A 26,771-nucleotide genomic window follows, 5' to 3' on the forward strand; every position below is an offset into this window, starting at 1 on the left:
GTCGGGGCTTACAGCCCCTTGGGCGCCTCGCGGACGGCCTGCACCGCCGCGGCGTCGCCGTCGAATTCGACTTGCGCGGACCGGCCGACCGCGAACAGCAGCAGTTCCTCCGGGGCGCCGGTGACCGTGACCGCGGGGCCGCGTCCCGCGGTCAGCAGCGTTTTGCCCTCCGGGGTACGCAGCGCCACCCGCCCCGGCACCTTGGCGAGCGTAAGCCGCGCCATCAGCGGCAGGGTGCGGCGCAGCCGGGCGCTCAGCTCCGGTTCCAGGGCGCGCGGCTGCCAGCCCGGCTGCGCCCGCCGCACGTCCTCGTGGTGGATGAACATCTCGGCAACGTTGGCCACCGGATCGAGCAGCTTGAACGGTGAATAGACCGGCGGACCGGACGCCACCTTGTCGACCAGCTCGTCCCATCCCTGCTCGGCCACCTGGTTCTGCACCTTCTCGGTGTGCGACGCGAAGAACGGGATCAGGATGCCCGGAGCGGCGTCGGGCCGATACTCCCGGATCACGAGGTGGGCGGCCAGGTCGCGCGTCTTCCACCCTTCGCACAGCGTGGGCGCCTCCGGGCCCACGGCGCGCATGGTCTCCACGAGGGCGGCTCGTTCGCGTTGAGCAACAGACATGTCCCCAGCCTAGAGCCCGGCACGACGAGGGCGAACCCGCGAGCGCGAGCGCTCCGCAACTCGGTAAATTTGACACGTCAATGTCCGTCACAAGGACCTGGGAAGAGACGTAGGGAAACTCATGAACGCGCGTGTCGAGCAGCTGGAGTTTCAGGCGGAAGCACGGCAACTGCTGGACCTGATGGTCCACTCCGTCTACTCCAACAAGGATTCGTTTCTGCGGGAGCTGATCTCGAACGCTTCCGACGCACTGGACAAGCTGCGGCTGGAAGCCTTCCGCAACAAAGACCTCAACGTCGACACCTCCGACCTGCACATCGACATCGAGGTCGACAAAGACGCAAGGACGCTCACCATCCGCGACAACGGCATCGGGATGACGCGCGACGAGGTGGTGAGCCTGATCGGCACGCTGGCCAAGTCGGGCACCGCCGAGCTGCGGCAGCAACTGAGGGAGGCCAAGAACGAGGCCGCCTCGGAGGAACTGATCGGCCAGTTCGGCATCGGCTTCTACTCGAGCTTCATGGTCGCCGACAAGGTCGAGCTGCTCACCCGCAAGGCCGGCGAGAGCGAAGCCACCCGATGGGAATCCAGCGGCGAGGGCACCTACACCATCGAAGCCGTCGAGGGCGCCCCACAGGGAACGTCGGTCACCTTGCACCTCAAGCCCGAGGACACCGAGGACGAGCTGCACGACTACACCTCGGAGTGGAAGATCCGGGGCCTGGTCAAGAAGTACTCCGACTTCATCGCCTGGCCCATCCGGATGGAGGTGGAACGACGGGCGCCGGCGGCCTCGGACGAGGAAGGGGAGGGCGGCGAGGAGACCGTCACCAAAGAGGTCGAGACGCTCAACTCGATGAAGGCGCTGTGGGCTCGGCCCAAGGAAGAGGTCTCCGAGGAGGAGTACAAGGAGTTCTACAAGCACATCGCGCACGCCTGGGACGACCCGCTCGAGGTCATCGCGATGAAGGCCGAGGGCACCTTCGAATACCAGGCCCTGTTGTTCATCCCGTCGCACGCCCCGTTCGACCTGTTCAACCGCGACGCCCAGACCGGAATCCAGCTGTACGTCAAGCGGGTGTTCATCATGGGCGACTGCGACCAGCTCATGCCCGAATACCTGCGATTCGTCAAGGGCGTCGTCGACGCGGCGGACATGTCGCTCAACGTGTCGCGCGAAATCCTGCAGCAGGACCGGCAGATCAAGGCCATCCGCCGGCGGCTCACCAAGAAGGTCCTCTCCACCATCAAGGAGCTGCAGTCCGAGCGGCCCGACGACTACCGCACGTTCTGGACCCAATTCGGCCGAGTCGTCAAAGAGGGGCTGCTGTCGGACTTCGACAACCGGGAAACCCTGCTGCAGATCGCGTCCTTCGCGTCCACGCACAGCGAGGAGGAACCGACCACTCTCGCCGAGTACGTGGAGCGCATGAAGGAGGGCCAGGAGCAGATCTTCTTCGCGACGGGGGAGACGCGCCAACAGATCCTGAAATCGCCGCACCTGGAGGCCTTCAAAGCCAAGGGCTACGAAGTCTTGTTGCTCACCGACCCGGTCGACGAGGTCTGGGTGGGGACGGTGACCGAGTTCGAGGGCAAACCGCTGCAGTCGGTCGCCAAGGGCGAGGTGGACCTCAGTTCCGAGGGCGACGAGAGCGAAGCCGAGCGGGAGGAGCAGCAGAAGGAATTCGCCGACCTCCTGAACTGGATGAAGGAGACGCTGAGCGAACACGTCAAGGAGGTACGGCTTTCCAGCCGCTTGACCGACTCGCCGGCCTGCCTGATCACCGACGCCTTCGGCATCACCCCCGCCCTCGCGCGGCTCTACCGTGCCTCCGGGCAGGACATCCCGGTCGGCAAGCGGATACTCGAGCTCAATCCCAACCATCCGCTGGTGACCGGGCTGCGTGCGGCGCAACAGAAGGCGAAGGACGACGCGGAACTCGCTCAAGTTGCCGAGACGGCCGAATTGCTCTACGGCACGGCGCTTCTCGCCGAAGGCGGTGCGCTCGACGACCCGGCCAGGTTCGCCGAGCTGCTCGCCGACCGGTTGGCCCGCACCGTCTAGCCCGGGATTTGCCAGCGTTGCCGTAGAGGCGTTCGCGCCCGGCTTTTCCCGCAAATCGGCGATTAGCTCGATTGAAAAGTCGCTGGCAGGGATAATCACATCCCATGGTTGAGTTTCGCGTTATCGACCCACGTGGCCGGGTCGTCGCGACGAAGGATTTTGCCAGCGCAGAGTCCGCGCACGCTTGGTTCATCCATTCGATCGGCGGCAACACCGAGCTGGGTTGGCGCATGGAAGTCAACGACGACGGCCAGTGGGCGCACTTCGACGACACCCAGGGTTTCACCGCACCGGTGAGCCACCGTCCCCAAGAGCGCTGATCGTCACCGGGGCCCGCGCTTCAGCCCGGCCCGATCACGAAGCAGCGGCCGGTCGGGCCGCTGAACAGGACCTCTTGAACCGTCGACGGCGCGGCGTTGGGGAACCCGAAGCGATGCACCTGCTGCCCGGGTTCGATGTCGGCGTCCTGCGACTCGGTGGTGCCGTCCTTTTTGCGCACGATCGCCGTGACCTTTTCCGGACCGGACGGGTTCTTGGGATCGCGGAAATACCAGGCCTCGATGCCGGCCCCGGTGTCGTCGGCGCGCCAGCCGTCGGCGTAGTAGCAGGCCGGATTCCCCTCGGCATCGGGCGGCGGTGGCGGGCATATCGACAACCCGACGCACGTCGGCGTGGTCGTGGTTGCCGGGGATTCCCCCGGGCTACCGGGCGCGGTCGCCGGGGCGCTTGAGCTGGTAGACGCCACCGGCTTCGTCACGCTCGAGCTGGCGGGAGTGGGCGGAGCGGCGTGCTGCGACCCGCAGGCCAGGAGCCCGGCACACCCCACCGAGACGACGGCGACCAATCGCACGGTTGGCGCGGACATCGAGTGCGCCGACGTCATTGGGTCGTCGTGGTCGACGGGGCGGCCCGAACCGGGGGAGCGAGGGCAATTCCCCCGGCGATTGCTCCCGCCGTCAACAATCCACGAAGCATGTTCGCGAGCCTCCTGTTAGCGAAACGGCGGCGGTTGCTGCTGACTACAGAGCTAACACCGTGGAGTGCCCGCGCAGCAAGGGCCAGGGCGCACGTAGGCTCCCAGGAATGCACGTCGACGCGATGACGTTCCCGCAGCCGCTCCACGAGATCGGCGACCTGGCTCGGCGAACGCAATCCGCGGGGTTCTCCGGCCTGTTGTTCACCGAGACGGGCCGCACGGCCTACCTCAACGCCGCCGTCGCGTCGCAGGCCGCGCCGGGCCTCGAGCTGTCCACCGGGGTGGCCGTGGCCTTTCCGCGCAGTCCGTTCGTCACGGCCGCCACCGCCTGGGAGCTTCAGGAGGCGACCGGCGGGAACTTCCGGCTGGGCCTGGGCACCCAGGTTCGCACGCACGTCGTCCGGCGCTACGGGGTGGCGTTCGAGCGGCCGGGCCCGCGGCTGCGGGACTACCTGTTCGCCGTCAAGGCGTGCTTTGCGGCCTTTCGCAGCGGGACGCTCGATCACCACGGCGACTTCTACGACCTCGACTTCATCACCCCGCAATGGAGCCCGGGCCCGATCGCGGCGCCCGATCCGAAAGTCGATATCGCGGCGGTCAACCCGTGGATGCTGCGGATGGCCGGCGAAGTGGCCGACGGGGTGCACGTGCATCCGATCGGGGAGCCCGGCTACATCGCCCGGCACGTCCTGCCCAGCATTGCCGAAGGGGCGGCGAAAGCCGGCCGCTCGCCGTCGGACCTCGCAGTGATCGTGCCGGTGATGACCATCGTCGGCGACAGCGACGAAGAGCGCGACAAACAACGAGAAGCGGTGCGCGCCAGCATGGCTTTCTACGGCAGCACACCCAACTACGCGTTCATCTGGGACCAGGCGGGGTTCGAAGGCACGACCGCCCGGATCCGGGAGAAGCAGAAGGCCGGCGACATGGCCGGGATGGCGGCCCAGGTCAGCGACGAGCACATCGCCGTCTTCGCCACCGAGTCGACGTGGGACGGGCTGGCTGACGCGCTGGGGAAGAAATATGCCGGAAAGGCCACGCGCCTGGTCCTTTACAACGCCGTGGGCGATCCGGAGCGTTTCGAGCGGTACGGCGAGGTGGCCCGCCGGATTCGCGAAGCGGTCAGTGGCTGAGCTGTATTGCCTTGACCACCAAGAGCAGTGCGCCGATGACCAGGTAGCCGCGCAGCGCGATCATGCCGAGCCGGGTGCCCGGCGACCAGACGACCGGCTCCAGCAGGGTCAACGGCGGCATGCGCCAGGTGTTGCGGTCCACGCCGCGGGCCGGTAGTCGGGGCGTGGGAGGCGGCGGTTGGCGGCGGGCCATGAAGCGCAGCACCGGCATGGCCGCAACGGCGAGGATCACCAGGGCCAAAGCCAGGTAGCCGGCCACCGCGACGACGTCGAGTTTGGGAAACAGCGTGGTGGCCATCAGGATTCCCGACAGCAGCAACAGCGTGCCGACGATCAGCCCGGCAATCCAGTTGAGCCAGGGCCGATTGACCCATGGGCCCAGCACTTCCCGATCGTTGCACAACAGCAGCAAGAAGACGCTGGCGCTCGGCAGCAGCAGGCCGGCCAGGGCCTGCACGGCGGTGGTGATCAGCCCGAGCGGGGCCCCGGGGATGAGCACGATGGCCGCGGCCAACACCACCATCGCGGTGTAGGACAGGTAGAACTGTTTGGCGTCGGCGAATCCGCGGTGCAGCGAGTGCTTCAGGCCGAAGACGTCGCCGAAGGCGTAGCTGGTGGCCAGCGTCACGGCCGCGGCGCCGATGATCGAGGCGTCCATCAAGACGATCGCGAAGATCGAGCCAAGGGTGCCGCGCTGTTGGCCGAGGAGGTGCGCGGTTGCGCCGGCATCGGTGAAAGCGCCGATGGTGTTGGTGGAGCGGGCCGCCCACTCGCCGGTCATGACCAAGGCCGCGGCACCGATGACGACGACGAAGGCGCCCAGCACGGTGTCGGCGCGCTCGTAGCCGATGAATCGTGGGGTGATGCGTTTGTCGACGACGTTGGACTGCTGGAAGAACAGCTGCCACGGGGCCACCGTGGTACCGACGATGGCGATGATGAGCAGCACTGCATCCGAACTCACCCCACCCGAAATGCTGGGCATCACAAAGGATTTTGCCGCCTGGCCCCACTGTGGATGGGACATCAGCAGCATCGGGACCTGCAGCAGTGTGACGGCGATGAAGATGAACATGGCGCGCTCCCAGCGCCGGAAGCTGCCGGTCGCCATGATCGTCACCAGCGCCACCGCCGAGATCGGCACCGCAACGTACTTGGAGACGCCGATGTATTCGGCGGCCAGCGAGATGCCGATGAACTCGGTGACGATCGTCAAGAAGTTGAGCAGGAACAGGTCGCCGACCGAGAACCAGCCCCAGCCCCGGCCGAACCGCTCGTTGATCAGCCGGGCGTGCCCGACGCCGGTGACCGCCCCGAGCCGGACCACCATTTCCTGATTGACGATCAGCACCGGGACCAGCAGCAGCAGCACCCACAACAGGGAGTAGCCGTAGTTCTGACCCGCCTGGGCGTAGGTGGCCACGCCACCGGCGTCGTTGTCGCCGACCATGACGATGATTCCCGGGCCGACGATCGCGAGCAGGGTGAGCAGCCGCGTCTTCCAGGTGCGGGGGTGCTCGGTTTCGCCGACGCTGATCCGTCCGAACGCCCCCTCGATGTCACCCAGGTGCGCGGTGTCGAGCACCGCGCTGGGGGCCGTCTCCTCGCGCCCCGTGGTCACAGCGCGTTACCTCCCGGCACGCGCGTGTGGTGGTCGCCGGGCTGGGTGGGTTCGCGGACGGGACGCGGCGCGGGTTCACGCCGCCGCCAGTCCTCGGGGATGGTGGCCTCCAGCACGTCGTCGACGGTGACCACCCCGAGCACGCGGTCCTGGTCGTCGACGACCGGGATGGAATAGAGATTGAAGTCGGCCATCAACAGCGCGATGTCCGTCAGGTCGGCATCGGCGGTGACCCGCACGGGATCTGAATCCATCAGCCCCTCAAGGGTTTCACCGGCGTGCGCCTGTAGCAGCGTGATCACCGAGACCACACCGTCGAGCCGCCCGTCCTCGTCGAGAACGTGCACTTTGATGAGCGCCTCCGGCTGGATCGTGTGGGCGGTGGCGAGCAGCCGCAACGCTTCGGCGGCTGTGCTGGTGGCGGCGCAGGCGACGAAGTCGACGTTCATCAGCCCGCCGGCGCTCTCGGGGTTGAAGCCCATCAAGGTGATGACCTTGGTGCGCTCAGGGGCGGGCATCAATTCCAGCACCCGCCGCCGCCGCGACTGGCGCAGATCGGCGATCGCGTCGGCGGCGTCGTCGGCCCGCATCCGGCCGAGCAGCGCGGCCACCTCGCGGTCGGGCATGTCGTCGAGAAGGCGGCTCGCCTTTTCGGGCTCCAGTTCTTCGAACACGTCGGCTTCCAGTTCGGGGTCGCTGCGCACCCGGTCGAGGATCTCGCCGCCCTCGGCCTTGTCCGCCTCCTCGAGGAGGTCGGCGATCTCGGCGGCTTTGAACTCGCCGAACCGATCCGACAAGCGCCGCACGGCGTCTGAGCGAGCGTCGCCGATCAGCGGTTCGAACGCCTTCCAGTCGCGGGCGGCGTGCCCGCCGGACTGCTTGATCAGCCCGAACAACCGTGGCGGCCGTCGGGTGTCCACGCGGGTCAACATCCAGCCGTCGCCGGTATCTTCGAGTTCCACGTCGTAGGCCCGGATCAGCTCCACGTTGGCCACGTCGATCAGCCGGTGGCCCAGCACGTCGGCGCGCAACAGCACCTCGCCGTCGCGGCGCTCGAAGCCGCGGAGGTCAACCTTGTTCTTGGTCAACAAGACTCGGTCGGCGTTGTATTCGTCGATGGATTTGTCGCCGATGAAAACCCGCCGACCGCCGACCCCGGCAACGATCCCGGTCACCAGGGGATACTCGTCGGTGCCGCGCAGCCGCACGATCACGTCCTCGACCCGGCCGACGGTCTCGCCGGCGCGGGCCAGCACCGGGGCGCGCAGCAACTGCGAGAGGTGAATCACCGGCCGCTCCCCGCCACTTTCGGCCGACGTCTCCGTTGCGTTCATTCGTTTCCTTTCGACACCCGCGACCAACCGTTCGAGCAGACCGCCCGAAACGATTTCGCGACAACGTGTGCAGCTACGGCTTACCGCGAGGATCGGTAGCGGCGCAAGTGTCATCGTGTGATCGGTTCGGCCGCAAGATCGTACGCCGCGGACGCCGCCGGTAGCTACTGCAGGTGGGTGAACGCGGGGCGGACATCGGGCTTCGGGGGCGCCCAGGACGGCACCCTATTGCTTGGCGACCTTTGCCGCGATCTGGTTGGCGATGTTGACGCCGAGGTCTCCGACGTCCCTGCGGCAAGCGTCGACGTCGATGACGACGTTGTTGCGGACGGTCAGTGCCCGCTGACACGGCATGGTGACGTTCCCGCCGTCTTTGACGACGGTCACGGTCACGGGGGCGCGCAGCACTCCGTCGGCGTTGGCAACCGCCCCCACCTTCCACTGCAGTTCCGGTTGACCGCCCTCGGCGGGAACGGTGTCCTGACGGTTGGCGCAGGCCGGCCACCGCTGGGCCGAGGCAGTGAAAAACGCGCTCGCCTGATCCGGCGAAGGAAACAGCACCACGAACTGATCTACGTCGGGCCTTTCCACTTCGCTCGCACCCGGGGGAGCGGGCGCGACGTCGTGGTAGCCGTAAACCGCGCTGCTCCCGCTGTCGGCATAAACGGTTTCCAGGGCCGCCCGCATGGCGTAACTGCATTCGGCCGGAACGGTGTAGTCACTGCGCTTGACCGGGTCTTCTCCCAGAGCGGTTTTCGGCGGGTCGCTGTAAGTGCCCGTGACGCCGAGCGCGGTGTCCAGCTCGGTCGGGCTGAGCATGAGATCGGCCAACTGGTCTTTTGTCAGCGGGCCTTTCGGCGACGCCGCGGTGGAGGTGGTGGATGGCGAGGCGGTGCCGCCCCCGTCGTTGTGGCCGCAACCGGAGACCAGTATTCCGACCGAGGCGGCAACGGCGACTGCAGTTTTGAGCTGGCGCATGTCGAGGCCCTTCCTGCTCGAGTCCCCTCTCAAGCATTTCGCGCGCCCCCAGCGCGTCGCGTATTCACAAGTTGCTCGCCAATGAAGCCTACGACAGTGGCCTTTCCCGCGGGGACAATCCGAGCCAAGCGATGTGTTCGCCGGGTCTCACCTCGGTGGCGCCGACCACGACCCGTCGCCGACCCATCGCGCACCGGGTGGGCTCGCGCGGCCGAATCAGGTTGATTGCGTGATCTTTTCGCCGGCGGGCGGAGTAGCGGTGGCCTGGCTGTGGGCCAGCGCCACCGTCGCTGCGGCCATGACCGCGACCGACACGCCCAGTGCCACCAGGCCGACATCGTTGGTCCGTAGCGTCTCGCCCAGCACGGTGACACCCAGCACCGATCCCACGACGGGCTCGGCGACGGTCACCGCGGGGAGCGATGCGGTGAGCGGGCCCGCTCGAAACGCCGACTGCTCCCAGGCGGTGGCCGCGATCGCCACCACCACCCACACGTACACCTCGGGTATGCGGAGCAGGGCCGGGATGCCGTGGTCGAGCTGGTCGACCACGCCCTTGGTCAAGACCGAGAACAATCCCCACAGCGCGCCGGACATCAGGCCCAGCGACAACGCCGCGACCGCGCCCGGGAACATGCGCGCGCCGATCACGCACAGGATGAGCGCCGGGCCCATCACCAACGCCACGATCGTCCACGTGTGCAGCGACCCGCGCGGGGTTCCCTCCTGAGGGTCGCCGACCGTCACCACCACTGCCACCGCGGCGGCCAGCAATACCGCCCAAAGCGCTTGCCAGGCAGTAATTCTGCGGTGATTCACCCGGGCGCTGATGAGCAACGCGAACAGCAACGAGGTCACCAACAGCGCTTGCACGAGCACCACCGAGCCGAAGCCCAGCGCCGCGGCCTGGAACCCGAACCCGGCGCCGGCCACCAGGCTGCCCGTCCACCACTGCCGGTCGCGCAGCAGCCGGCGAAACAGGGCAAGGGTGCCCACCGGTTGGTCGGTGACCTGTTGGGCGGAGCGCTGCTGGATGACGTCTCCGATGCCAACCATCAGGGCGGCCGCGACCGCAAGAACCGCGGCGATGTCTGCTTTGCCCACCAAGACCTCCTGTCGAGTCCGCCGACGTAGAGTCTCGCCTTTCAAACGGCGCGGGCTCAACCCGGCGACCGGCGGGGCGGCAGATCCGAGGACTTGTGACCCTAGGCCGTCGGGCGGCAGGAGCTGCGCGTGCTGGCGATGCCGGTTGCCGTCGTCCTGGCGGTGCCGTATCCGATGCTGGTCAGGCCATCCCTGGCCGGTGCCGCCGGGCAGAACAAGTTTGTGTGGCCCCATCGCGCCGGCAGGACAGAAAGCACACCGGGGCAAGGTGATTCAACCGTGACGAAAGTGCCCGCGGCGGTCCGGTGAGACCGGGTCGAAGTCATAATCAGATACATGGCAATGGACGAAACGACTTCCCGGATCGGCGTGCTGGCTACCGAGGCGTTCGGTCTGCTCATCGACGCCGTCGACCACGTCGCGACGGAGAGCTGGGACCAACCGTCCAACCTCGAGGGTTGGAGCGTGCGCGACCTGGTGGGTCACGTCACCGGAAGCGCCGCCAAAGTCGTGACGCTGGTGGAGGACGGTGAAGTCTGGAACGCCCCCTCCGAGCCGGCCGACTGGATATGCGACGACCCGGCGGCGCGGCTTCGCGAGTTGGCCGGACGATTGCGGGACGCCCTGCCCGGCGCCGATCTCGACGCCATGCGGGTGTCACCGGCGGGCAATGTTCCGTTAGGCCGGGCGCTGACGTTCCCCGTCTCGGACCTGGCCCTGCACAGCTGGGACCTCTACCGCTCCCAGGGACGGCTGATCGAGCTGCCCGACGACCTGCTCGCGCTGTGTCGTGGGCTGGTGGAGTCGGTGCCCGAGGACATGTTGCGCCGACCGGGCGGTTTCGGACCGGCGCAAGCCGCGCCGGATGATTCGACACCGACTGCTCGCCTCATGGCCTACCTGGGACGCTCGGTCGATCTCCGCTCTTGACGTGGCCTGCTGCACAACCGGTTTGCATACAGTCCCGACGCACCGGTCACAAGTGCATCGCCAGTCTCCGAGCCGGCCGGCGGCGCCCCTTCGAGGCACGTCTACTCAGTTGCCGCTGCGAGGCGGGCTCTCGCGCGTCCCCTGGCCGCCGGGGACGCCTGTGGCGGGCGTGTCGGCTGTGGCACGTCAGCTGTTGCGGCTGATCTGGAGTGCGGTGGTGATCATTGGAATCTGCAGCGGTAGCCGGGCCAGGGCGACGATCCGCATCGGCCAGGGCTTGCCCCACCACAAGCGGCACATGTTGAGATTCGCCGGGAATACCGCGACGAATAGGACGGCGGCCGCGAGCGCGGCCAGTCGTCGGGTTGGTCGCGGCAGCAGCGCGGCGCCGACGCTCACCTCGGCCACCCCGGAGGCGTAGGTGTAGAACCGCGCGTTTCCCGGCAACTCGGCGGGAACGATCGTGTCGAACGGTTTGGGTGCCAGGAAGTGGAGCGTCCCCACGCCGAGGAGCAGCGCGGCGAGTCGGTATGCGGCGAGCTCGGTGGTGTCGCGCACGGGGGCTGGTCCGGTTGTCATGGATCCATTGTGTCTTCTGCCCTGCGCCCGCTCAGACGCGGTCGGCGTCGGTATAGCGGATGATTCCGCGGACGTTGCGCCCCTCGAGCATGTCCCGGTAGCCATCGTTGATCTGCTCGAGCGTGTACTCGCGCGTGACCATGTCGTCGAGGTTGAGCTGGCCGAGCTTGTACAGCTCGAGAATGGCGGGGATGTCGTGCTGGGGGTTGCCGCCGCCAAACAGGCTGCCCCGCAAGCTCTTCTGCAGCAAGGTCAACCCGGCCAGGTTGAGGGTGACCTCGGTGGCCATCACGTTGCCCATGGCCGTCAGGACGCACACGCCGCCCTTGGCGGTCAGCCCTAGCCACGCCTCCACCTCGTTGCCGTCGCAGTGGCCGACCGTGACGATGACCTTGCCGCACATCGCTCCCCACGTCGCCTCGGCGATGGCGCCGGCCGCACTGGCCACATTCGCGAAAGCCTCGGTCGCGCCGAACTTCAGCGCCCGTTCGCGTTGCGACTCGAACGGATCGATCGCGAAGATGCGGCGCGCTCCGGCCAGCCGAGCGCCTTGGATCGCGGCGACACCGACCCCGCCGACACCGATGACCGCGACGTCGTCGCCGGGCCCGACCGCGGCGCTGCGCACCGCTGAGCCGTAGCCGGTGGTCACTCCGCAGCCGACCAAACAGGCCACGTCGAAGGGGATCGCCGGGTCGACCTTGACCACCGAGGTCTGGTGCACCACCACATAGGGGGCGAACGTCCCGAGCAGCGACATCGGGATGACATCCCGTCCCCTGGCGCTCACCCGGAACGAACCATCGCTGACTGATGCGCCCGAGAGCAGACCCATCCCCAGGTCGCACAGATTGCGCATCCCGACCTGGCATGGCGTGCATTTGCCGCAGGACGGGATGAACGACATGACCACGTGATCGCCCACGGCCAGGTTCTCGGCGCCCTCGCCGACCGCGGTGACGATTCCGGCGCCCTCGTGGCCGCCCAGAACCGGATAACTGGGAATCGGAAAGTCGCCCGTCATCAGGTGATGGTCGGAATGGCATAGGCCCGCGGTCTCGAGTTGCACCGCTACCTCCCCGCGGCGGGGTTCACCGATCTCGATCTCCTCCACCGACCATGGTTGGTTGAGCTCCCAGGCCAGAGCGCCTTTGGTTTTCACGGCCGGTCTCCTGTTCCTCGTACACCCCGCTCCAGGTGAACTTAGGCCATTTACTATTGCCCATACGGTATTTGTTACGATTCGCGTCATCTGCTGACACCCACGCTGCCGACCGCAGCCAGACCGTTCGAGGTTGAGAACATGGCTACACCCGTCATTGTCGGAGCGGTGAGGACGGCGATCGGCCGCTCCTTCAAGGGCACGCTCGTCAACACGCCGCCCGAGACGCTGATCACCACGGTGCTTCCGGAGGTGGTGCGCAGGTCCGGCGTCGACCCGTCCGCCATCGACGACATCATCTTCGCCGAATCCCATTACGGTGGTGGGGATTTAGCGCGTTACGCGGCGACCGCGACCGGCATGGAGGACATCCCCGGCCAGTCGGTGAACCGGCACTGCGCGGGCAGCCTGACCGCCATCGGCAACGCCGCGGCGCAGATCGGCTCCGGGATGGAACGCGTCCTCATCGCCGGCGGCGTGCAGTCGTTGTCGATGACGCCACTGACCAACTGGCGAATCCCCGGTCCCGAGCTGAAGTTCCAGGAGCAGTGGATGCCGCCGACACACGTGGAGACGCCCGACGCGCCCAGCCGGGACATGTCGATCACCGTGGGCTGGAACACGGCGCAGGCGGTCGGCATCACCCGCGAGGAGATGGACGCCTGGGCCGCCCGGTCGCATCAGCGCGCCATCGCCGCCATCGATGCTGGCAAGTTCGTCGACGAGATCGTCCCCTTGAAGGTCACGCAGCTCGACGGTTCGGTGATCGATTTCTCCGTCGACGAACATCCTCGCCGGGACACCACCGTCGAGAAACTCGCCGGGCTCAAAGTGCTGCACCCCGAGATCGAGGGATTCTCCATCACCGCGGGCAACAGCAGCGGCACCAACGACGCCGCCGCGGCGGTCGCCCTCGTCGGTCGCGACTATGCCGCCGCCGAGAACCTCAACGTGATGGGCACGGTGCGGGCGTGGGCCGCCGCCGGCGTCGCCCCCAGGGACACCGGGCTGGGTGCCGTCAAGGTCATCGGCAAGGTGCTGCAGCGGGCCGGTCTGTCGGTCGGCGACGTGGCGCTGTGGGAGATCAACGAAGCGTTCGCCTCGGTGCCGATCGCCGCGTGCCGGGAGTACGGCATCGACGAGGAGAAGGTGAACTTCTCGGGCAGCGGGTGCAGCCTCGGGCACCCCATCGCGGCGTCGGGCGCGCGCATGGTGACCACGCTGGCCTATGAGCTGGCCCGCCGGGGCGGTGGCATCGGCGTCGCGGCCATGTGCGCGGGCGGCGGCCAGGGCGGCGCCGTGGTGATCGAGGTCTAGCGGCGATCGCGAGCGCGGCGAAGCCGGGCGAAGCGGGTCGCCGCCATCGGGGCTAGCTAGTTACAGAACGTGTAGCCGATGAACTGGGTGCCGCGCGTGTCGCCGCTCGAGTAGTTGGCGAAGTGCACCGCCGGCTGCCCGTTGTACTGGGCGTTCATCTTCTGCACGCTCGGCGGGGGGACGCCTTTGGGGAAGGCCAGGATCATGTCGGCGAAGATCTCCAGGCCCACCTGGCAGATGGCCTCGCGCCGCGGCGGCTGCGGATTCCACGCGTGTACGACTACCGGTTCGCGGAGTTGATACCCCGCCGCGCAATTCGGGTCGCAGACCTTGAACACGGCGGTGCCGGTCCCGTCCGCGCCCTGGGGTCCCCACGAGCTCCACGACATGTCTTGCAGCGCAACGGCGACGCTCGCGCAGCCCAGCACGTTGAGCCGCTTCGGACGCTCGACCGGCGGAACGGACAGGTTGTAGCAGCCCGGGATGGCGAAGCTCTGCGGAGGCGGCGGCTGCGTGGTGGGGGACCCGGCGGTGTGATTGCCCTGGGCCAGCTTCACCCCCACGAAGGCGAGCACGCCGCCCACCGCGACCGCCGAGACGATGCCGATCACGATCAGACGCCCCCGTGGAATGCGTCCCAACCGGCCCAACAAAGGAACGTTGCCCCCGCTCACGCTCAACACATTACGGCCGAATCGTGCCTCCGGGGGTGGTGCCCACCGCCTCGACATGGGCCGGGGTAAAGTTGGTCAACACTACCAACTTAGGGATGGTGAGGGCTTTGCAACTGACGGATGACCACGAACTGGCGGCCAGGTTGGCGACGGAGGCCGGGCAGCTGTTGCTCAGGGTAAGGGAAGAGTTCGCCGACGCGGACGCAAGCGAGCGGAAAGCCGCGGGGGACAAGCAATCCCACGAGTTCCTGATGGCGGCCCTGGCCCAGGAGCGGCCCGGGGACGCGGTGCTCTCCGAGGAGGGTGCCGACGACCCGGTCCGGCTGCGCTCGGAGCGAGTGTGGATCGTCGATCCGCTGGACGGGACGCGGGAATTCTCCGAGCTCGGGCGCACAGACTGGGCGGTCCACGTCGCGCTGTGGGAGGCGGGCGAGCTGGTGGCCGGTGCCGTGGCACTGCCTGCGCAGGGCGTCACGCTGGCCACCCCGGAGGTCGATTCGCCCCCCGCGGCGCCGGGCAAGCCGCGCATCGTGGTGTCCCGCACCCGCCCGCCCGCCATCGCGCTGGCCGTCCGCGACGCGCTGGACGGGGTGCTGGTGGAAATGGGCTCCGCCGGGGCCAAGGTCGCGTCGCTCGTCCAGGGGCTGTCCGACGTCTACGTGCACGCCGGCGGCCAGTTCGAGTGGGATTCGGCCGCCCCGGTGGCCGTGGCCCGCGCCGCCGGTCTGCACACCTCGCGCATCGACGGGTCCCCCCTGGCCTACAACCAGCCGGATCCCAAGCTGCCCGATCTGGTGGTCTGCCGGCCCGAGCTGGCCGAGGCCGTGCTGGCGGTCACCCGCTAGGTGTTCCCGTCGGCTTCGCCGTCGACGGACCTTACGCCGCAAGGGATTTGCGTGCGACAGGTTGTCGGGATCGACGCTGGCTCGAAGAAGTGCGGGTGAGCTACGCGCTGGCGTCGATTTCGGCGCCCGACGGCGGTCAGCGCAGGGCCTGCTGCCAGGACAGAATGCGTTCGGCCAGTTCGGGTCCGGAGTCTTCCTGGATGAAGTGACTGGCGTTGATGCGGGCGTGCGGTTGGCCCGCGGCGCCGGGGATGTGCTGGATCAGGGGACGGTCGGCCCGCCCGAGGATGGGGTCGCGGGCTCCGAAGATGGCGAGCAAGGGCTTCTCCCATTGGCCCAGGGCTTTCCATGCGGCGCGATTGGCCGGGATCGCGGGATCGTTCGGTGAGGTGGGCACCAACTGGGGGAAGGCGCGGGCTCCGGCCTGATACGACTTGTCGGGGAACGGAGCGTCGTATCCGGCCCGCACCCGGGCCGGCACCCGCCGGACGGTCCCGACCGAGACGATGCGGCCGGCGGGCAGCACGGGGGAGTAGCGGGCGAACGCCCGCCACGCGTAGAAGGCGGGCGGGGTGGGCCGCTGCGCGGTGGGCAGAAAGCCATTCGCGACCACCAGTCGCGCGACGCGGTCACCTTGCTCGGCGGCGATGCGCAGCCCGATCAGCGACCCCCAGTCCTGCACGAACAGGGTCACATCTTTCAGGTTCAGCCGCTCGAACCACGAGGTCACCCATTCGACGTGCCGCTGATAGGTGTAATCACCGATTCGGGTGGGCTTGTCGGAGCGGCCAAAGCCGATCAGGTCGGGCGCGAGCACGCGGTTCCCGGCGTCGGCGAGCGGCTGGATCATCGTCCGGTAGAGGTAGCTCCAGGTAGGCTCGCCGTGCAGCAGCACGATCGGCGGCCCGTCCGCCGGGCCCTCGTCGAGGAAGTGCATGCGCAGCGGCTGCGTATCGCTCGCCGCCACGTCGAGGTAGTTCGCTACGAACGGATAGCCTTCCAAGTTTTCGAATCGCGCATCCGGGGTTCGTAGCACATGCATATTCAGCTCCTCCGGTGGGCGGGCGCCTTGAGTTAGCCTCTCGCGGCAACGGGAGTTCGTCTAGTGGGAGATTTCGTTGGGCTATCCGTCGACTGGACATTAAACTGGTCTGTTCATGGCGATTCGGCGTGCGGTCCTGCTCATTGCCGACATCAGCGGCTATACCCACTACATGCGGTGGAACCGCACCCACCTGGCCCATGCCCAGTTGACGGTGGCGGGCCTGCTGGAGTCGGTGATCGACGCCGGCAGGGGCCTGAAGCTGGCGAAGCTGGAGGGTGACGCCGCCTTCTTCTGGGCGCCCGACGGCGACGCCAAAGTGCTGGTGTGTGACCGGCTGTCCCGGATGCGGGAGGCGTTCATCGCGCGGCGTGAGCGCTTCAAGAAGGATGTGGCCTGCGAGTGTGCGAGTTGCGCGCAACTGGACAAGCTGTCGTTGAAGTTCGTCGTCCACCAGGGTGAGGTGGCCGAACAGCGGGTGAAGCGCCACGTGGAGCTCGCGGGCTTCGACGTGATCCTGGTGCATCGCATGCTGAAAAACCTGGTGCCAGTGGTCGAATACGTGTTGATGACCGATCCCGTCGCAGCGTGCCTCGATGAATCCGTGCGCTCGCAGTGCACACCGCTGACTCACGTGTTCGACGACATCGGGGAGACGTCGACGCACTACCTCGACCTTGCGACGGCGCAGGTTGCCCTCGCGCCGGTCCAGTCCACCTTTCTCCGCCGGTTCGGGGCGACGATGAAGCTGGAATTGACCTCGCTGCCGTTCGTGCTCGGGTTCAAGGAGCCCGCGGCGGGATTCCGCAACCTGGGTCGCGGGCCCGGGGAGATCCCGGCCTAACCCGCATCGGCGAGCGCCCGGCCCATCCGGGACACGGCCTCGGTGAGAATGGCCGCGGAGGTGGCGAAGTTCAGTCGGACGTGCCCCGCCCCGCCGGTTCCGAAAACGTGGCCGGAGCTGAGGGCCACCCGGGCGTGGTCGAGGAACCAGCGGGCGGGCCCGGACAGGGCGGCAACCACCGCGAGGCCGCCGGCGGGGTCCTCGACGAACCCGAGCTCCCGGCAATCGAGCCACGCGAGGTAAGTCCCTTGCGGCGATTGACATTTCACCGTTGGCAGGTGTTCGGCGACCAGCTCGCCCAGCAGCGTCCGGTTTCGGTCGAGGCCGCGCAGCAGGGCGTCGAGCCAGTCGCCACCGGTCCGGAAGGCTTCGGCGTGGGCGATGACGCCCAGATGACTCGGCCCGTGGCTGACCTCCTCCGGCATCCGGTGCAGATCCGCGACCGCATCCGGGCCGGCGATGGCCACCGCCGCCTTCAGGCCGGACAGGTTCCACGCCTTGGACGCGGACGTCAGGGCAAAGGCGTTCTCGGCGCCGGGGACCGTCAGGTACGGGGTGAAACGCGACCCCGGCAGGATGACGGGCGCGTGGATCTCATCCGAGACCACCCGGACGCCGAACCGGCGGGCGAGTTCGGCGACGGCGCGCAGTTCGTCGACCGTGTGCACCGACCCGGTGGGGTTGTGCGGGTTGCACAGCAAGTACGCAACCTTGCCGCCCGAAGCGCCGGCACGCGCGAACGCGTCCGCCAAGACCTCCAAGTCGATTCGGCCGCCTGCGTCAAGCGGTGCTTCGACGATCCGGCGGCCGTCGTGCGTGACGAACGCGTAGAACGGGGCATACACGGGCGGGTTGACGACCACGGCGTCACCACGGTCGGTGACCAGACGTAACAACTCGACGACGCCGAGCATGACGTCGGGAACGATCGCGGTGCGGTCGACCTCCAGGTCGTGCCATTGCCAACGCCGCGAGGCGAATTCACTGACCGCTTCGGCAAACGCAGTGCCGCAAGGGTATCCGGTGTCGCCGATGTCGATCGCCCGGCGCAGTGCGGCGGCCACCGTCGGCGCCAGGCTGACGTCCATCTCAGCAACCCAGAGCGGCAACACGTCGTCCGCGTGCGCGCGCCACTTCATGCTGGTGCGCAGCCGCAGTTGGGGCAGGGTGAGTTCCTCGAGCGGGTTAAACGTCACCCCGGCAGACTAGGTGGCGAACGCGTGCTTTGGAATCGTCAGCGGGAGGTCGACCGAACTCAGCAGCCCCGGTTCTGCGGCAACGACATACGGCACGGCATTGACGACGCGCATCGCGGTGGCGACCATCGCGCCCGCCCCGGACGTCATGCCGCCGACTCCAGCCTTGCGCGGATCCTTCAGCGTCGCCGCCAGGGTGCAGTCGATGTCCGGGTCGCCGCTGATCATCACGCGATAGGACAGATCGCCGATCCCGGTGGGCCAGTCCGGCGCGACGTCGTGGGCGAGTCGGGTGACGTGCTCGATGACGATGGCCTCGCGGCTGTCGACCACGCCGATCGCCCGCATCCGCAGCGCACCACACGTCCCGGCCTCGACGGTGCCCATGGCCACCTCCAGCGTCCGGTGGGTGACCGCGCGGTCGAAATATTCGCGGACTTCCTGGACTTCGACGCCGAGCGCGCCGGCAACCAACCGGATCTGCCCCTGCCACTCACCGGCGATCGCGCCCGGGAAGCCGATCCAGGGTTGGTAGTCGAGCGGCCGGCCGAAGCCCAACGCGTCGCCCATGATGTCGGGGACGCCGTAGTCGTCGTACAGGCCGATCTCGAACGCGTGGATTTTGTCGATCGACGACGACTGGGTGGACAACACGAGCGGCAGATAGTCCGCGGCGAAGCCCGGCTCGATCCCCGACGCGTACAGCGACACCTGCCCCCGCTTGGCCGCGGCGAGGAGTTGGTCGCGCCACTCGGCGGGTTCGTAGGCGTGCGGGTTGACCAGTCGGGTGGTGCTGGTCGTGACGACGTTGATGCCGGCCCCGAGCAGCCTGACGTAATCCGGGATGGCCAGCGCGTCGCGCTCCGGGCCGCTGGCGGCGTAGATCACGCAGTCGGGCTTGAGCGCGATCAGTGCGTCGGCGTCGTTGGTGGCGGCCAAACCGATCGGCTCGCCGTTGGCGAGTTCGCCGGCGTCCTTGCCGTCCTTTTCCGGTGAGTGCACCCACACCCCGACCAATTCCAGGTCGGGACGACGCTGAATTGTGCGGATGGCGATCGACCCGATTCCGCCCGTCGCCCACACCACCACGCGATGAGTCGTCATCTGGTTCCTCCTCGGGTGCGTGATGAAAGCTGGGGCGGCCGTTGCCCTTACGCGGCAGGCACCCACGTTCCGATTCGGAAGCTAACAGCCGCGGGCAGGCCGGGTCAAGGGTTTAAGAGAGCAAGTACTATCCTAGTGAACAAATTTTAGGTTAGTCTGCAGCGGTGAGGACGACGCCGGCCGCCGATGTTCACCCTTAGGTTCGACATGCGGAGCCCGGGGTGGGCCGGGCCGGCCGCAAAGCTGTACCCGGCGGCAATCGAGATGTGCGCCTGGTCGGAGGCTCGGGGCGCGGTCTTGGTGGTGCTCTCCGAGCATCACGGCACCGACGACGGCCACCTACCCGCGCCGCTGACGTTGGCGTCCGCGATCGCGGCGAGGACGCGCAGTCTGGCGATCCTGCTTGCCGCCGTGCCCATTCCGTTGTGGGATCCCGTCCGGCTCGCCGAAGAGATGAGTGTGCTCGACCTCATCAGCGCGGGACGGGTGTCGTATGCGTTCGGTGTCGGACATCGACGCGAGGAGTACGACCACTTCGGCGTCGACATGGCCACCCGCGGCCGCACGGCGGACGAAATCCTCGCCGTGCTCGGACCGCTGGTGCGGGGTGAATCCGTCGGATATCGCGGCCGCACAATCCGTGTCACGCCGGCGTGCGCTTCACCCGGTGGGCCGACGATGCTGATCGCCGGCGGCAGCAAGGCCGCCGCGGGGCGGGCGGGGCGCTACGGCCTCGGGTTCGTTTCCCAAACGGAGTGGCCCGGGTTGAAGGAATTCTACGAAGCGCAGTGCCGCGCTCACGGGCATGAACCGGGAATGGTCCAGTTTCCCGCCCCGGGCGTCCCCACAGCGGTTTTCGTCGCCGACGATATCGATGCGGCGTGGGACGAACTGGGGCCCCACCTGTTGCACGACGCGGTGACGGCGGCCTCGTACCGACCCCATGACGATTCCGTCGCCAGCATCACTCGCGCCGGCAGCGTGGCAGCGCTGCGCGAAGACGGCGGCCCGTACCGCATTTTGACCCCGGGCGAGGCGATTGACTACGTGCGCGGTGGACGGCGGCTGCCGCTGCACCCGCTGTGTGGCGGCCTCGCGCCGGACGTTGCGTGGCCGTACCTGGAACGCGCGGCGGCCGCCGCCGCGCATCCGCACATCGAGTGAGGGGATTGCCGGTGGCTATTCGTACCGTGGTGTGGTCGACCGGGGGAGTCGGGGCGATCGCGATCGACGCCGTCGCCCGCCGACCCGACCTGGAACTGGTTGGTGTCTGGGTGCATTCGCCGGACAAGGTCGGCAAAGATGCCGGCGAGTTGGCCGGCGGCGAGCCGCTGGGCGTGGTGGCCACCGACGATGCCGACGCGCTGATCGCCCTGTCGCCCGACTGCGTGGTGTACGCGGCCAGCGGTCCCGAGCGCGACGGGGCCGCGGTTCCCGACTATGTGCGCCTGCTGGCTGCCGGCATCAACGTCGTGTCGACGTCGTCGACCAGCCTGGTGTACCCGCCGTCGTATTTCGCCCCGGAATGGCGCGACCAGCTCGAGGCGGCGGCCGAGGCCGGCGGCGCGTCGTTCTACGTCTCGGGCGTCTTCCCCGGGTTCGCCTCCGACCAGCTCGCCCTGCTGATGACCACGCAGTCCAAGAGCATCCGGCGAATCACCGCGAGCGAGGTCGCGCTCAACGACCACTACCCGGTGGCCGACGTGATGATGAACGGGATGGGCTTCGGCCGGCCGCTGGATTTCGAGCCGATGCTCAAGACGCCCGGATTCATCGAGATGGCCTGGAAGGCACCGATATTCCTGATGGCCGACGGCCTCGGGGTGGAAGTCGCGGAGGTGCGCGGGTCGCTCGACCGCGAGTTGACCGATCGCGACATCGAGGTGGCGTTCGGCACCATCAAGGCGGGCACCTGCGGCGCCGTGCGGACCCGCGCGGCGGGGGTGGTCGACGGTCGCGAGGCCATCGTGATCGAACACGTGATTCGAATGGCCCGCGACGTCGCGCCCGACTGGCCGACCTCGGACTCCGACGCGACCTATCGCGTCGACATCGATGGCGATCCCGACATCCACTGCGTGATGACGTTGGGCAGGGCCGAAGGCCATGCGGCCGGGCGGGCCGCGATGACATCCACGGCGATGCGGGTGGTCAACGCGATCCCGTACGTCGTCGCGGCGCCGTCCGGCCTGCTGAGCTCGCTGGACATCCCGACGACTCTGCCGCGTTACGCCTTCGGCTGATCATGTAACGTGCACCACAAAGACGGGGCCAGCGAGGAGTCTGCCGTGTACACACTGCGCTTCGACATGCGCGATCCTGAATGGGCCGCGCCGGCAAGTGATCTGTACGCGGCGGCACCGGAAATGTGCGCCTGGGCCGAGGAGCACGGCGGTCTGGCCGCCGTGCTCTGTGAGCACCACGGGTCCGAGGACGGCTACCTGCCGTCACCGCTTCTGCTGGCCTCGGCGGTGGCCGCGCGAACGCAGCGTCTGGCGCTGAGCCTGATCCTGATCCTGCCGTTCTACGAAACCGTGCGTCTGGCCGAGGACATGGCCGTCCTCGACATCATCAGCAACGGGCGGGCGTCCTACATCCTGGCTTTGGGTTACCGGCCCGAGGAGTTCGAGCACTTCGGCGTCCCGATGAAGACCCGCGGCCGCCTCTGCGACGAGAAACTCGCGCTGCTCCGGCGACTGCTTGCCGGTGAAACCGTCGTCGACGAGGGGCGGCGGATCACCGTGACGCCGCGCCCGCTGACGCCCGGCGGGCCCGGGCTGATGTGGGGCGGCGGAACTTTGGCGGCCGCCCGTCGGGCCGGCAGGTACGGCCTGGGCATGCTGGGCAACGCCAATGCGCCGGGCATCCAGGAGGCCTACGAAGAGGCCTGCCGCGAGCACGGCCACCAGCCCGGGCCGACGATGTTTCCCAGCCGCGATACGCCCTCGGTCGTGTTCGTCGCCGACGACGTGGACCAGGCCTGGAAGGAGCTCGGCGAGCATCTGCTGCACGACGTGCGAACCTATGCCGCGTGGAATCCCGGGGACGAGACGACGGCCGGTTTCTCGCACGTGAACACCGTCGACGAGCTGCGCGCCACGCCCGGCTCGCACATCATCATCTCGGTGCCGGAAGCGGTTTCGCGGGTGCGCAATGGCCAGGTGCTCAACCTGTCCCCGTTGTGCGGCGGGCTGCCACCGGACGTCGCGTGGCCGTACCTGCGGCGCGTGGGCGAAGTCGTGCTGCCCGAGGCGCTCGGGTGACTGCGCTGGCGCACTTGACTAACCGGGTTGGTTCGGTACGCCCGGGAACAGTTGTTCCGTCGGCCCGGCGGTCACCCAGCCGCCGAGCTTGGTGACCAGGTGGGGCGCGAAAACCGCGGCGTAGAGGACGTTTCCGATCACGACCACGGCGGCGACCGACAGCAGTGATGCGCCGAGGTGACTCTTCGACCTGTGCTCGGCCCACATCTCGATGACGTTGCGGCCCTGCGCGTCGGTGCGGCCCAGCAGATAGGTGAACACCATCATCTGGATGGCCATCGCAAGGGAGTCATAGAGCGGGTACTGATGCACCGTCCCCTCGCGGATCGCCAGCCCCGGAATCACCCGGCCGTAGTAGAACACGCCGAGCTTGGCGCCCAGGTACCCGTTGAAGAAGAGCGCCCAGCAGAAGCCGACCACGAGACCGACCACCAATAACGTTGGCGGCCTGCGCCATCCGAATCGGTCGCTCAGCCACCGTCCGAGCGCCGTGCCCGTCACGGCCGGCAGCACGAAGTAGGAGATGTAGCCGACGGGAACGAAGAGGGGCAGGCCGCCCCAGGTCACGTTCAGCGGCCACCACGACGGCATGCGTGGGATGGCAGGCGGGAACTGCGCGTACATCGCCCAGTCGTAGGGCGCCTCGATCCACGAGAACGAGATCGCCGAGATGCACAGCAGCAGGAGTGGGTGCAGGCGTCGCCGGCGAACGCTCAGGTACACGCCGAGGGCGGTGAACCCGATGCCCCCGACGAGCGCGAAGTCGCTGGCCGCCTGCATCACGGGCGTCATCTGGGAGCTCACTGGTCGTGTCCTGGAGTCCGACGGGCCTGCGGGTCGAAACGCAGCACCAGCCCGAAGATCAGGACGATCAGGCCGAACAATGTGCCCAGCATGATGACAGCGCCCACGGCCGCACCCCATTCCCATCCGAGCTCGACTCTTGAGATAGTGCACACTACTCTAAAGGCAAGTCAACCATCGGCAAGGAGCGAACGTCAGTGGCGCAACGGCCTTCCCCGAAGACGAGCACCACGGTTGCGGCCACCCGCCGGCCCCGTGGCGCCCCACGCGGGCTGCTGCTCGAAGCCGCGCGGACGCTCTTTGCGCGCCGCGACTACCGCAGCACGACCACCCGCGAAATCGCCCAGGCCGCAGGGGTCACCGAACACCTGCTGTTCCGTCACTTCGGTTCGAAGGCGGCGCTGTTCCGCGAGGCGCTGGTCTTGCCCTTCACGAGCTTCGTCGACGAATTCGGCCGGACCTGGCAGGCCGTGGTCCCCGAGGAAACCGACGAGGACGAACTCGCGCGGCATTTCGTCGGGCAACTCTACGACGTGTTCGTCGAACACCAGGGTCTGCTGTTGACGCTGATGGCGTCCGAAGCGCTCAGCGACGAGGAAGCGGCCGACGCCGGCATCCCGGAGGTCCGGCGGGCGGTCGGGGCGCTCGGCCGGATCAGCGCGGAGGGCATGAACCTGCGGGGATTGCGGGCGGACCATCCGGACCTGCCGGCCCACTCGACGGTGGCGATGATCGCCGGGATGGCCGCGTTGCGCTCCACCTATTTCGGTGCCAGGCCGCCGTCGAGACAGGTGATCGTCGAGGAACTCACCCAGGCCGTTCTGCACGGCTTCCTGCACCGAAACGACTGAGCGAAGGGGACTGAGCATGACGGGCACCAGCACGATCGACCTGTACTACGACCCGTTCGACTCCGGCATCGACGACAACCCGTACCCGGTGTGGAAGCGCATGCGCGAAGAGGCGCCGCTGTACTACAACGAGAAATACAACTTCTACGCGCTGAGCCGCTACGAGGACGTGGCGCGCGAACTGCACAACTGGCACACCTACCGATCGGGCCGCGGGACCACCGCCGACATCTTGTTCGCCAATATCGAAGTGCCGCCGGGCATTCTGCTGTTCGAGGACCCGCCGCTGCACGACCTGCACCGGCGCCTGCTGTCGCGGGTCTTCACGCCGCGGCGCATGCTGGCCGTCGAGGACCTCGTCCGCGGGTTCTGCGTCCGCGAGTTGGATCCGCTGATCGGCGCGGGCGGATTCGACTTCATCGCCGATCTCGGTGCCATGATGCCGATGCGGACCATCGGTTACCTACTGGGCATTCCCGAACAGGACCAGGCCACGATTCGCGATCGCGGCGGGGCCTACATCGAGTTGTCCGACGAGCGCGACCCCGCCGCGGTCAACGCCAAGCTGTTCGAGGAAAGCATCGTCGTGTTCGCCGAGTACATCGAATGGCGGGCCGATCACCCGTCCGATGACCTGATGACGGACCTGCTGCAAGCCGAGATCGAAGAACCCGACGGCACGCGGCGGCCCTTGTCCCGGACCGAGGTGCTGGCCTACACCGCCATGATCGCCGGCGCGGGGAACGAAACCACGGCCCGGCTGATCGGCTTCATGGGTCAGCTGCTGTCCGATCACCCGGATCAACGCCGCGAACTGGTCGCCGACCCGTCGTTGATCCCCGGCGCGGTCGAGGAGACGCTGCGCTACGAGGCACCCTCGCCGGTGCAGGCCCGGTACGTGGCCGAGGACGCCGAACTCTACGGTCGCGTCGTGCCGGAGGGCTCATACATGTTGTTGCTCAACGGTTCCGCCAACCGGGACGACCGCCGGTTCGCCGACCCGGACCGCTATGACATCCACCGCGAGGGCGGCCACCTGAGTTTCGGCCAGGGGCTGCACTTCTGCCTCGGCTCGGCGCTGGCCCGGATGGAAGGCCGGGTGGCACTCGAGGAGGTCCTCAAACGCTGGCCCGACTGGGACGTCGACTATGCCAACGCGCAACGGGCACACACCGCCAGCGTGCGCGGGTGGGCCCGCCTGCCGGTCGTGACCGGGTAAACGGGGCTCGCCCCGCCGAGTGTGAAGTTAGTTTCACGCTGGCCCTCGAGCGTGAAGTTAGTTTCACGTTCGGGCAGGTGAATAACGACTGCGATAGGCCAGCCGAGCTAGGAAGCGCTTTGGTCCACCAGCACCGCGCCGTCGGGTTGGTTGCCGAGCGTCTGCAGCGCAATGTCCCCACCCTGGGCCGTCAGCCGGACGATCTGGGCCAGCTGCCCCGGCGCGTCGCATTGCAGGTAGTGGTCCGCGCCCGGCACCACCCAGTAGCGGTTGCGGCCGGGCTTGGTCTTCAGATACGTGTGCCAGACGTGGTTGGGGACGCGCAGCGGCGCGACGTTGTCGTGTAGCCCCCACACCACCGTGGTGTTGACCGGGCTGGTGGAAAGCGCCTCCAGCCAACCCGTTTCGTCGGCGGCGCGCTCGTGCAGGTATTGGATGGTGTCGGGCAACACGCGGATCCCGTCGTTGTGGGCGAAGCACTTCGCCAACGCGGCGATCTCGGGGTCATCGAGCGTGCGCCGCGGCATGAACGTGCTGGCGCCCAGGCCGGCCGCCAGCATCTCCGGCGTCGTCGCCGCGGCGGTGGGCCGCCCGGTGTCGGGGTCGAGCAGCGCGGTCTGGAAGGCGGTGAGGTTGGACAGCGGCAGGTAGATGTTGGCGTTGGTCACAATGAGGTCGACGGGCACGACGGGCGGATCCAGCGCCGCCAGCATCTCCAGCGCGATCATGCCGACACTGCTGCCGCGATCGTGGGTGAGCATGCGGAATTCGGTCAGCTTCCATACCTGGGTGATCGCGTAGACGAGCAGCCGCGCGTCGTCGTAGAGCGAATACACATACGGCTCAGTGGGTTTGTCGGACAGGCCGTAGCCGGGAAAGTCCAGCAGGTGGATGTCGAACTCCGAGCCCAATTCGCCGGCGAGGGCGAAATAGTCGATGCTCGACGTGGGAAAGCCGTGCACGAGCACCAGGGCGGGGGCGCCTGGGGTGCCGCAGCGGCGACTGAACACCGCGACCTCGTGCGCATCGTTGGCGGCGGTCGTCGACCGCCACCGCAGTTCCGTACCGCCGGTTTGCCAATCCTCGAAGATGTCCAAGCTG

Annotated in this window: 26 protein-coding genes; 12 read left to right on the forward strand and 14 right to left on the reverse strand. The window is 67.9% G+C overall.

Features of this window, described 5'->3' with window-relative positions; translation table 11 throughout:
- Window positions 1-8: 8 nt before the first annotated feature.
- A complete protein-coding gene (locus U8D42_RS06100) occupies window positions 9-626 on the reverse strand; it encodes a TIGR03085 family metal-binding protein (RefSeq protein ID WP_085241897.1) in 618 nt (205 codons plus the stop codon).
- Window positions 627-747: 121 nt separating this feature from the next.
- Here U8D42_RS06100 and htpG point away from each other — a divergent pair, with 121 nt between their 5' ends.
- Both htpG and U8D42_RS06110 read left to right on the forward strand, forming a co-directional pair.
- A complete protein-coding gene (gene htpG, locus U8D42_RS06105) occupies window positions 748-2,694 on the forward strand; it encodes a molecular chaperone HtpG (RefSeq protein ID WP_322858883.1) in 1,947 nt (648 codons plus the stop codon).
- Window positions 2,695-2,798: 104 nt separating this feature from the next.
- Window positions 2,799-3,014, forward strand: coding sequence for a hypothetical protein (locus tag U8D42_RS06110; protein WP_085241895.1), 216 nt, complete (start codon window positions 2,799-2,801; stop codon window positions 3,012-3,014).
- 20 nt (window positions 3,015-3,034) lie between these two features.
- Here U8D42_RS06110 and U8D42_RS06115 read toward each other — a convergent pair whose 3' ends face one another.
- On the reverse strand, window positions 3,035-3,577 hold the full coding sequence (locus tag U8D42_RS06115) for a hypothetical protein (protein ID WP_322858882.1): 543 nt from the start codon (window positions 3,575-3,577) through the stop codon (window positions 3,035-3,037).
- 200 nt (window positions 3,578-3,777) lie between these two features.
- Between U8D42_RS06115 and U8D42_RS06120 the strand changes: the two genes are divergently transcribed.
- Window positions 3,778-4,803, forward strand: coding sequence for a TIGR03617 family F420-dependent LLM class oxidoreductase (locus tag U8D42_RS06120; RefSeq protein ID WP_322858881.1), 1,026 nt, complete (start codon window positions 3,778-3,780; stop codon window positions 4,801-4,803).
- Here U8D42_RS06120 and U8D42_RS06125 read toward each other — a convergent pair.
- The 4 genes from U8D42_RS06125 to U8D42_RS06140 all read right to left on the reverse strand — a co-directional run bounded on the left by U8D42_RS06125 (window position 4,793) and on the right by U8D42_RS06140 (window position 9,840).
- Entirely contained in the window at window positions 4,793-6,424 is a 1,632-nt protein-coding gene (locus tag U8D42_RS06125; RefSeq protein WP_322858880.1) for an Nramp family divalent metal transporter, read from the reverse strand. The genes U8D42_RS06120 and U8D42_RS06125 overlap by 11 nt on opposite strands.
- Window positions 6,421-7,758 (reverse strand): magnesium transporter MgtE N-terminal domain-containing protein, encoded by a 1,338-nt coding sequence (locus U8D42_RS06130; protein ID WP_322858879.1) that lies wholly within the window; start codon window positions 7,756-7,758, stop codon window positions 6,421-6,423. Before U8D42_RS06130 ends, U8D42_RS06125 begins: the two co-directional genes overlap by 4 nt.
- A 225-nt stretch (window positions 7,759-7,983) precedes the next feature.
- Complete coding sequence (locus U8D42_RS06135; protein ID WP_322858878.1) at window positions 7,984-8,736, reverse strand: sensor domain-containing protein; 753 nt, start codon at window positions 8,734-8,736, stop codon at window positions 7,984-7,986.
- Between the two features lie 216 nt (window positions 8,737-8,952).
- Window positions 8,953-9,840, reverse strand: coding sequence for a DMT family transporter (locus U8D42_RS06140; RefSeq protein WP_322858877.1), 888 nt, complete (start codon window positions 9,838-9,840; stop codon window positions 8,953-8,955).
- 336 nt (window positions 9,841-10,176) lie between these two features.
- On the opposite strand from U8D42_RS06140, the gene U8D42_RS06145 reads away from it, so the two are divergent.
- Complete coding sequence (locus tag U8D42_RS06145; protein ID WP_322858875.1) at window positions 10,177-10,770, forward strand: TIGR03086 family metal-binding protein; 594 nt, start codon at window positions 10,177-10,179, stop codon at window positions 10,768-10,770.
- A gap of 186 nt (window positions 10,771-10,956) precedes the next feature.
- On the opposite strand, the gene U8D42_RS06150 is transcribed toward U8D42_RS06145, so the two are convergent.
- Both U8D42_RS06150 and U8D42_RS06155 read right to left on the reverse strand, forming a co-directional pair.
- Window positions 10,957-11,349: a DoxX family protein gene (locus U8D42_RS06150; protein WP_322858874.1), complete on the reverse strand. Its 393-nt coding sequence runs from the start codon at window positions 11,347-11,349 to the stop codon at window positions 10,957-10,959.
- Between the two features lie 31 nt (window positions 11,350-11,380).
- Window positions 11,381-12,511, reverse strand: coding sequence for an NDMA-dependent alcohol dehydrogenase (locus tag U8D42_RS06155; protein ID WP_322858873.1), 1,131 nt, complete (start codon window positions 12,509-12,511; stop codon window positions 11,381-11,383).
- Window positions 12,512-12,652: 141 nt separating this feature from the next.
- On the opposite strand from U8D42_RS06155, the gene U8D42_RS06160 reads away from it, so the two are divergent.
- Entirely contained in the window at window positions 12,653-13,828 is a 1,176-nt protein-coding gene (locus U8D42_RS06160; RefSeq protein ID WP_322858872.1) for a thiolase family protein, read from the forward strand.
- 56 nt (window positions 13,829-13,884) lie between these two features.
- On the opposite strand, the gene U8D42_RS06165 is transcribed toward U8D42_RS06160, so the two are convergent.
- Window positions 13,885-14,439, reverse strand: a complete 555-nt coding sequence (locus U8D42_RS06165) for a hypothetical protein (protein WP_249025912.1) — start codon at window positions 14,437-14,439, stop codon at window positions 13,885-13,887.
- A 158-nt stretch (window positions 14,440-14,597) separates the two neighbouring features.
- Between U8D42_RS06165 and U8D42_RS06170 the strand changes: the two genes are divergently transcribed.
- Window positions 14,598-15,347, forward strand: coding sequence for a 3'(2'),5'-bisphosphate nucleotidase CysQ (locus U8D42_RS06170; RefSeq protein WP_322858871.1), 750 nt, complete (start codon window positions 14,598-14,600; stop codon window positions 15,345-15,347).
- A 136-nt stretch (window positions 15,348-15,483) separates the two neighbouring features.
- Here U8D42_RS06170 and U8D42_RS06175 read toward each other — a convergent pair whose 3' ends face one another.
- A complete protein-coding gene (locus U8D42_RS06175; protein WP_322858870.1) occupies window positions 15,484-16,389 on the reverse strand; it encodes a haloalkane dehalogenase in 906 nt (301 codons plus the stop codon).
- 115 nt (window positions 16,390-16,504) lie between these two features.
- On the opposite strand from U8D42_RS06175, the gene U8D42_RS06180 reads away from it, so the two are divergent.
- Complete coding sequence (locus U8D42_RS06180) at window positions 16,505-17,233, forward strand: DUF2652 domain-containing protein (RefSeq protein WP_090422459.1); 729 nt, start codon at window positions 16,505-16,507, stop codon at window positions 17,231-17,233.
- On the opposite strand, the gene U8D42_RS06185 is transcribed toward U8D42_RS06180, so the two are convergent.
- Both U8D42_RS06185 and U8D42_RS06190 read right to left on the reverse strand, forming a co-directional pair.
- Entirely contained in the window at window positions 17,230-18,372 is a 1,143-nt protein-coding gene (locus U8D42_RS06185; protein WP_431523859.1) for a MalY/PatB family protein, read from the reverse strand. The two genes, U8D42_RS06180 and U8D42_RS06185, sit on opposite strands and share 4 nt — an antisense overlap.
- Before the next feature lie 66 nt (window positions 18,373-18,438).
- Window positions 18,439-19,533, reverse strand: coding sequence for an NAD(P)H-dependent amine dehydrogenase family protein (locus U8D42_RS06190; RefSeq protein ID WP_322858868.1), 1,095 nt, complete (start codon window positions 19,531-19,533; stop codon window positions 18,439-18,441).
- 186 nt (window positions 19,534-19,719) lie between these two features.
- On the opposite strand from U8D42_RS06190, the gene U8D42_RS06195 reads away from it, so the two are divergent.
- From U8D42_RS06195 to U8D42_RS06205, 3 genes are read left to right on the forward strand one after another with little or no spacing between them, the layout of a single operon-like run.
- Window positions 19,720-20,697 carry an LLM class flavin-dependent oxidoreductase gene (locus U8D42_RS06195; protein ID WP_322858867.1) on the forward strand — a complete coding sequence of 326 codons (978 nt, stop codon included), beginning with the start codon at window positions 19,720-19,722 and terminating at the stop codon, window positions 20,695-20,697.
- Window positions 20,698-20,714: 17 nt separating this feature from the next.
- The gene (locus tag U8D42_RS06200) at window positions 20,715-21,776 is read left to right on the forward strand and encodes an NAD(P)H-dependent amine dehydrogenase family protein (protein ID WP_431523860.1); all 1,062 of its coding nucleotides are present in this window, start codon (window positions 20,715-20,717) and stop codon (window positions 21,774-21,776) included.
- A gap of 45 nt (window positions 21,777-21,821) precedes the next feature.
- Window positions 21,822-22,796, forward strand: a complete 975-nt coding sequence (locus U8D42_RS06205) for an LLM class flavin-dependent oxidoreductase (protein ID WP_322858865.1) — start codon at window positions 21,822-21,824, stop codon at window positions 22,794-22,796.
- A gap of 18 nt (window positions 22,797-22,814) precedes the next feature.
- Here the strand turns inward: U8D42_RS06205 and U8D42_RS06210 are convergent, their stop codons facing one another.
- Window positions 22,815-23,600 carry a spirocyclase AveC family protein gene (locus U8D42_RS06210; RefSeq protein ID WP_322858864.1) on the reverse strand — a complete coding sequence of 262 codons (786 nt, stop codon included), beginning with the start codon at window positions 23,598-23,600 and terminating at the stop codon, window positions 22,815-22,817.
- Window positions 23,601-23,797: 197 nt separating this feature from the next.
- Between U8D42_RS06210 and U8D42_RS06215 the strand changes: the two genes are divergently transcribed.
- Together U8D42_RS06215 and U8D42_RS06220 are read left to right on the forward strand one after the other, a co-directional pair.
- Window positions 23,798-24,451, forward strand: coding sequence for a TetR/AcrR family transcriptional regulator (locus tag U8D42_RS06215; protein WP_322858863.1), 654 nt, complete (start codon window positions 23,798-23,800; stop codon window positions 24,449-24,451).
- 16 nt (window positions 24,452-24,467) lie between these two features.
- Window positions 24,468-25,670 carry a cytochrome P450 gene (locus U8D42_RS06220; RefSeq protein WP_322858862.1) on the forward strand — a complete coding sequence of 401 codons (1,203 nt, stop codon included), beginning with the start codon at window positions 24,468-24,470 and terminating at the stop codon, window positions 25,668-25,670.
- Window positions 25,671-25,777: 107 nt separating this feature from the next.
- Here U8D42_RS06220 and U8D42_RS06225 read toward each other — a convergent pair whose 3' ends face one another.
- On the reverse strand, window positions 25,778-26,767 hold the full coding sequence (locus U8D42_RS06225; RefSeq protein WP_322858861.1) for an alpha/beta fold hydrolase: 990 nt from the start codon (window positions 26,765-26,767) through the stop codon (window positions 25,778-25,780).
- Window positions 26,768-26,771: the final 4 nt, after the last annotated feature.

It is taken from the genome of Mycobacterium europaeum (assembly GCF_034555895.2).
GTDB classification, from domain to species: domain Bacteria; phylum Actinomycetota; class Actinomycetes; order Mycobacteriales; family Mycobacteriaceae; genus Mycobacterium; species Mycobacterium europaeum.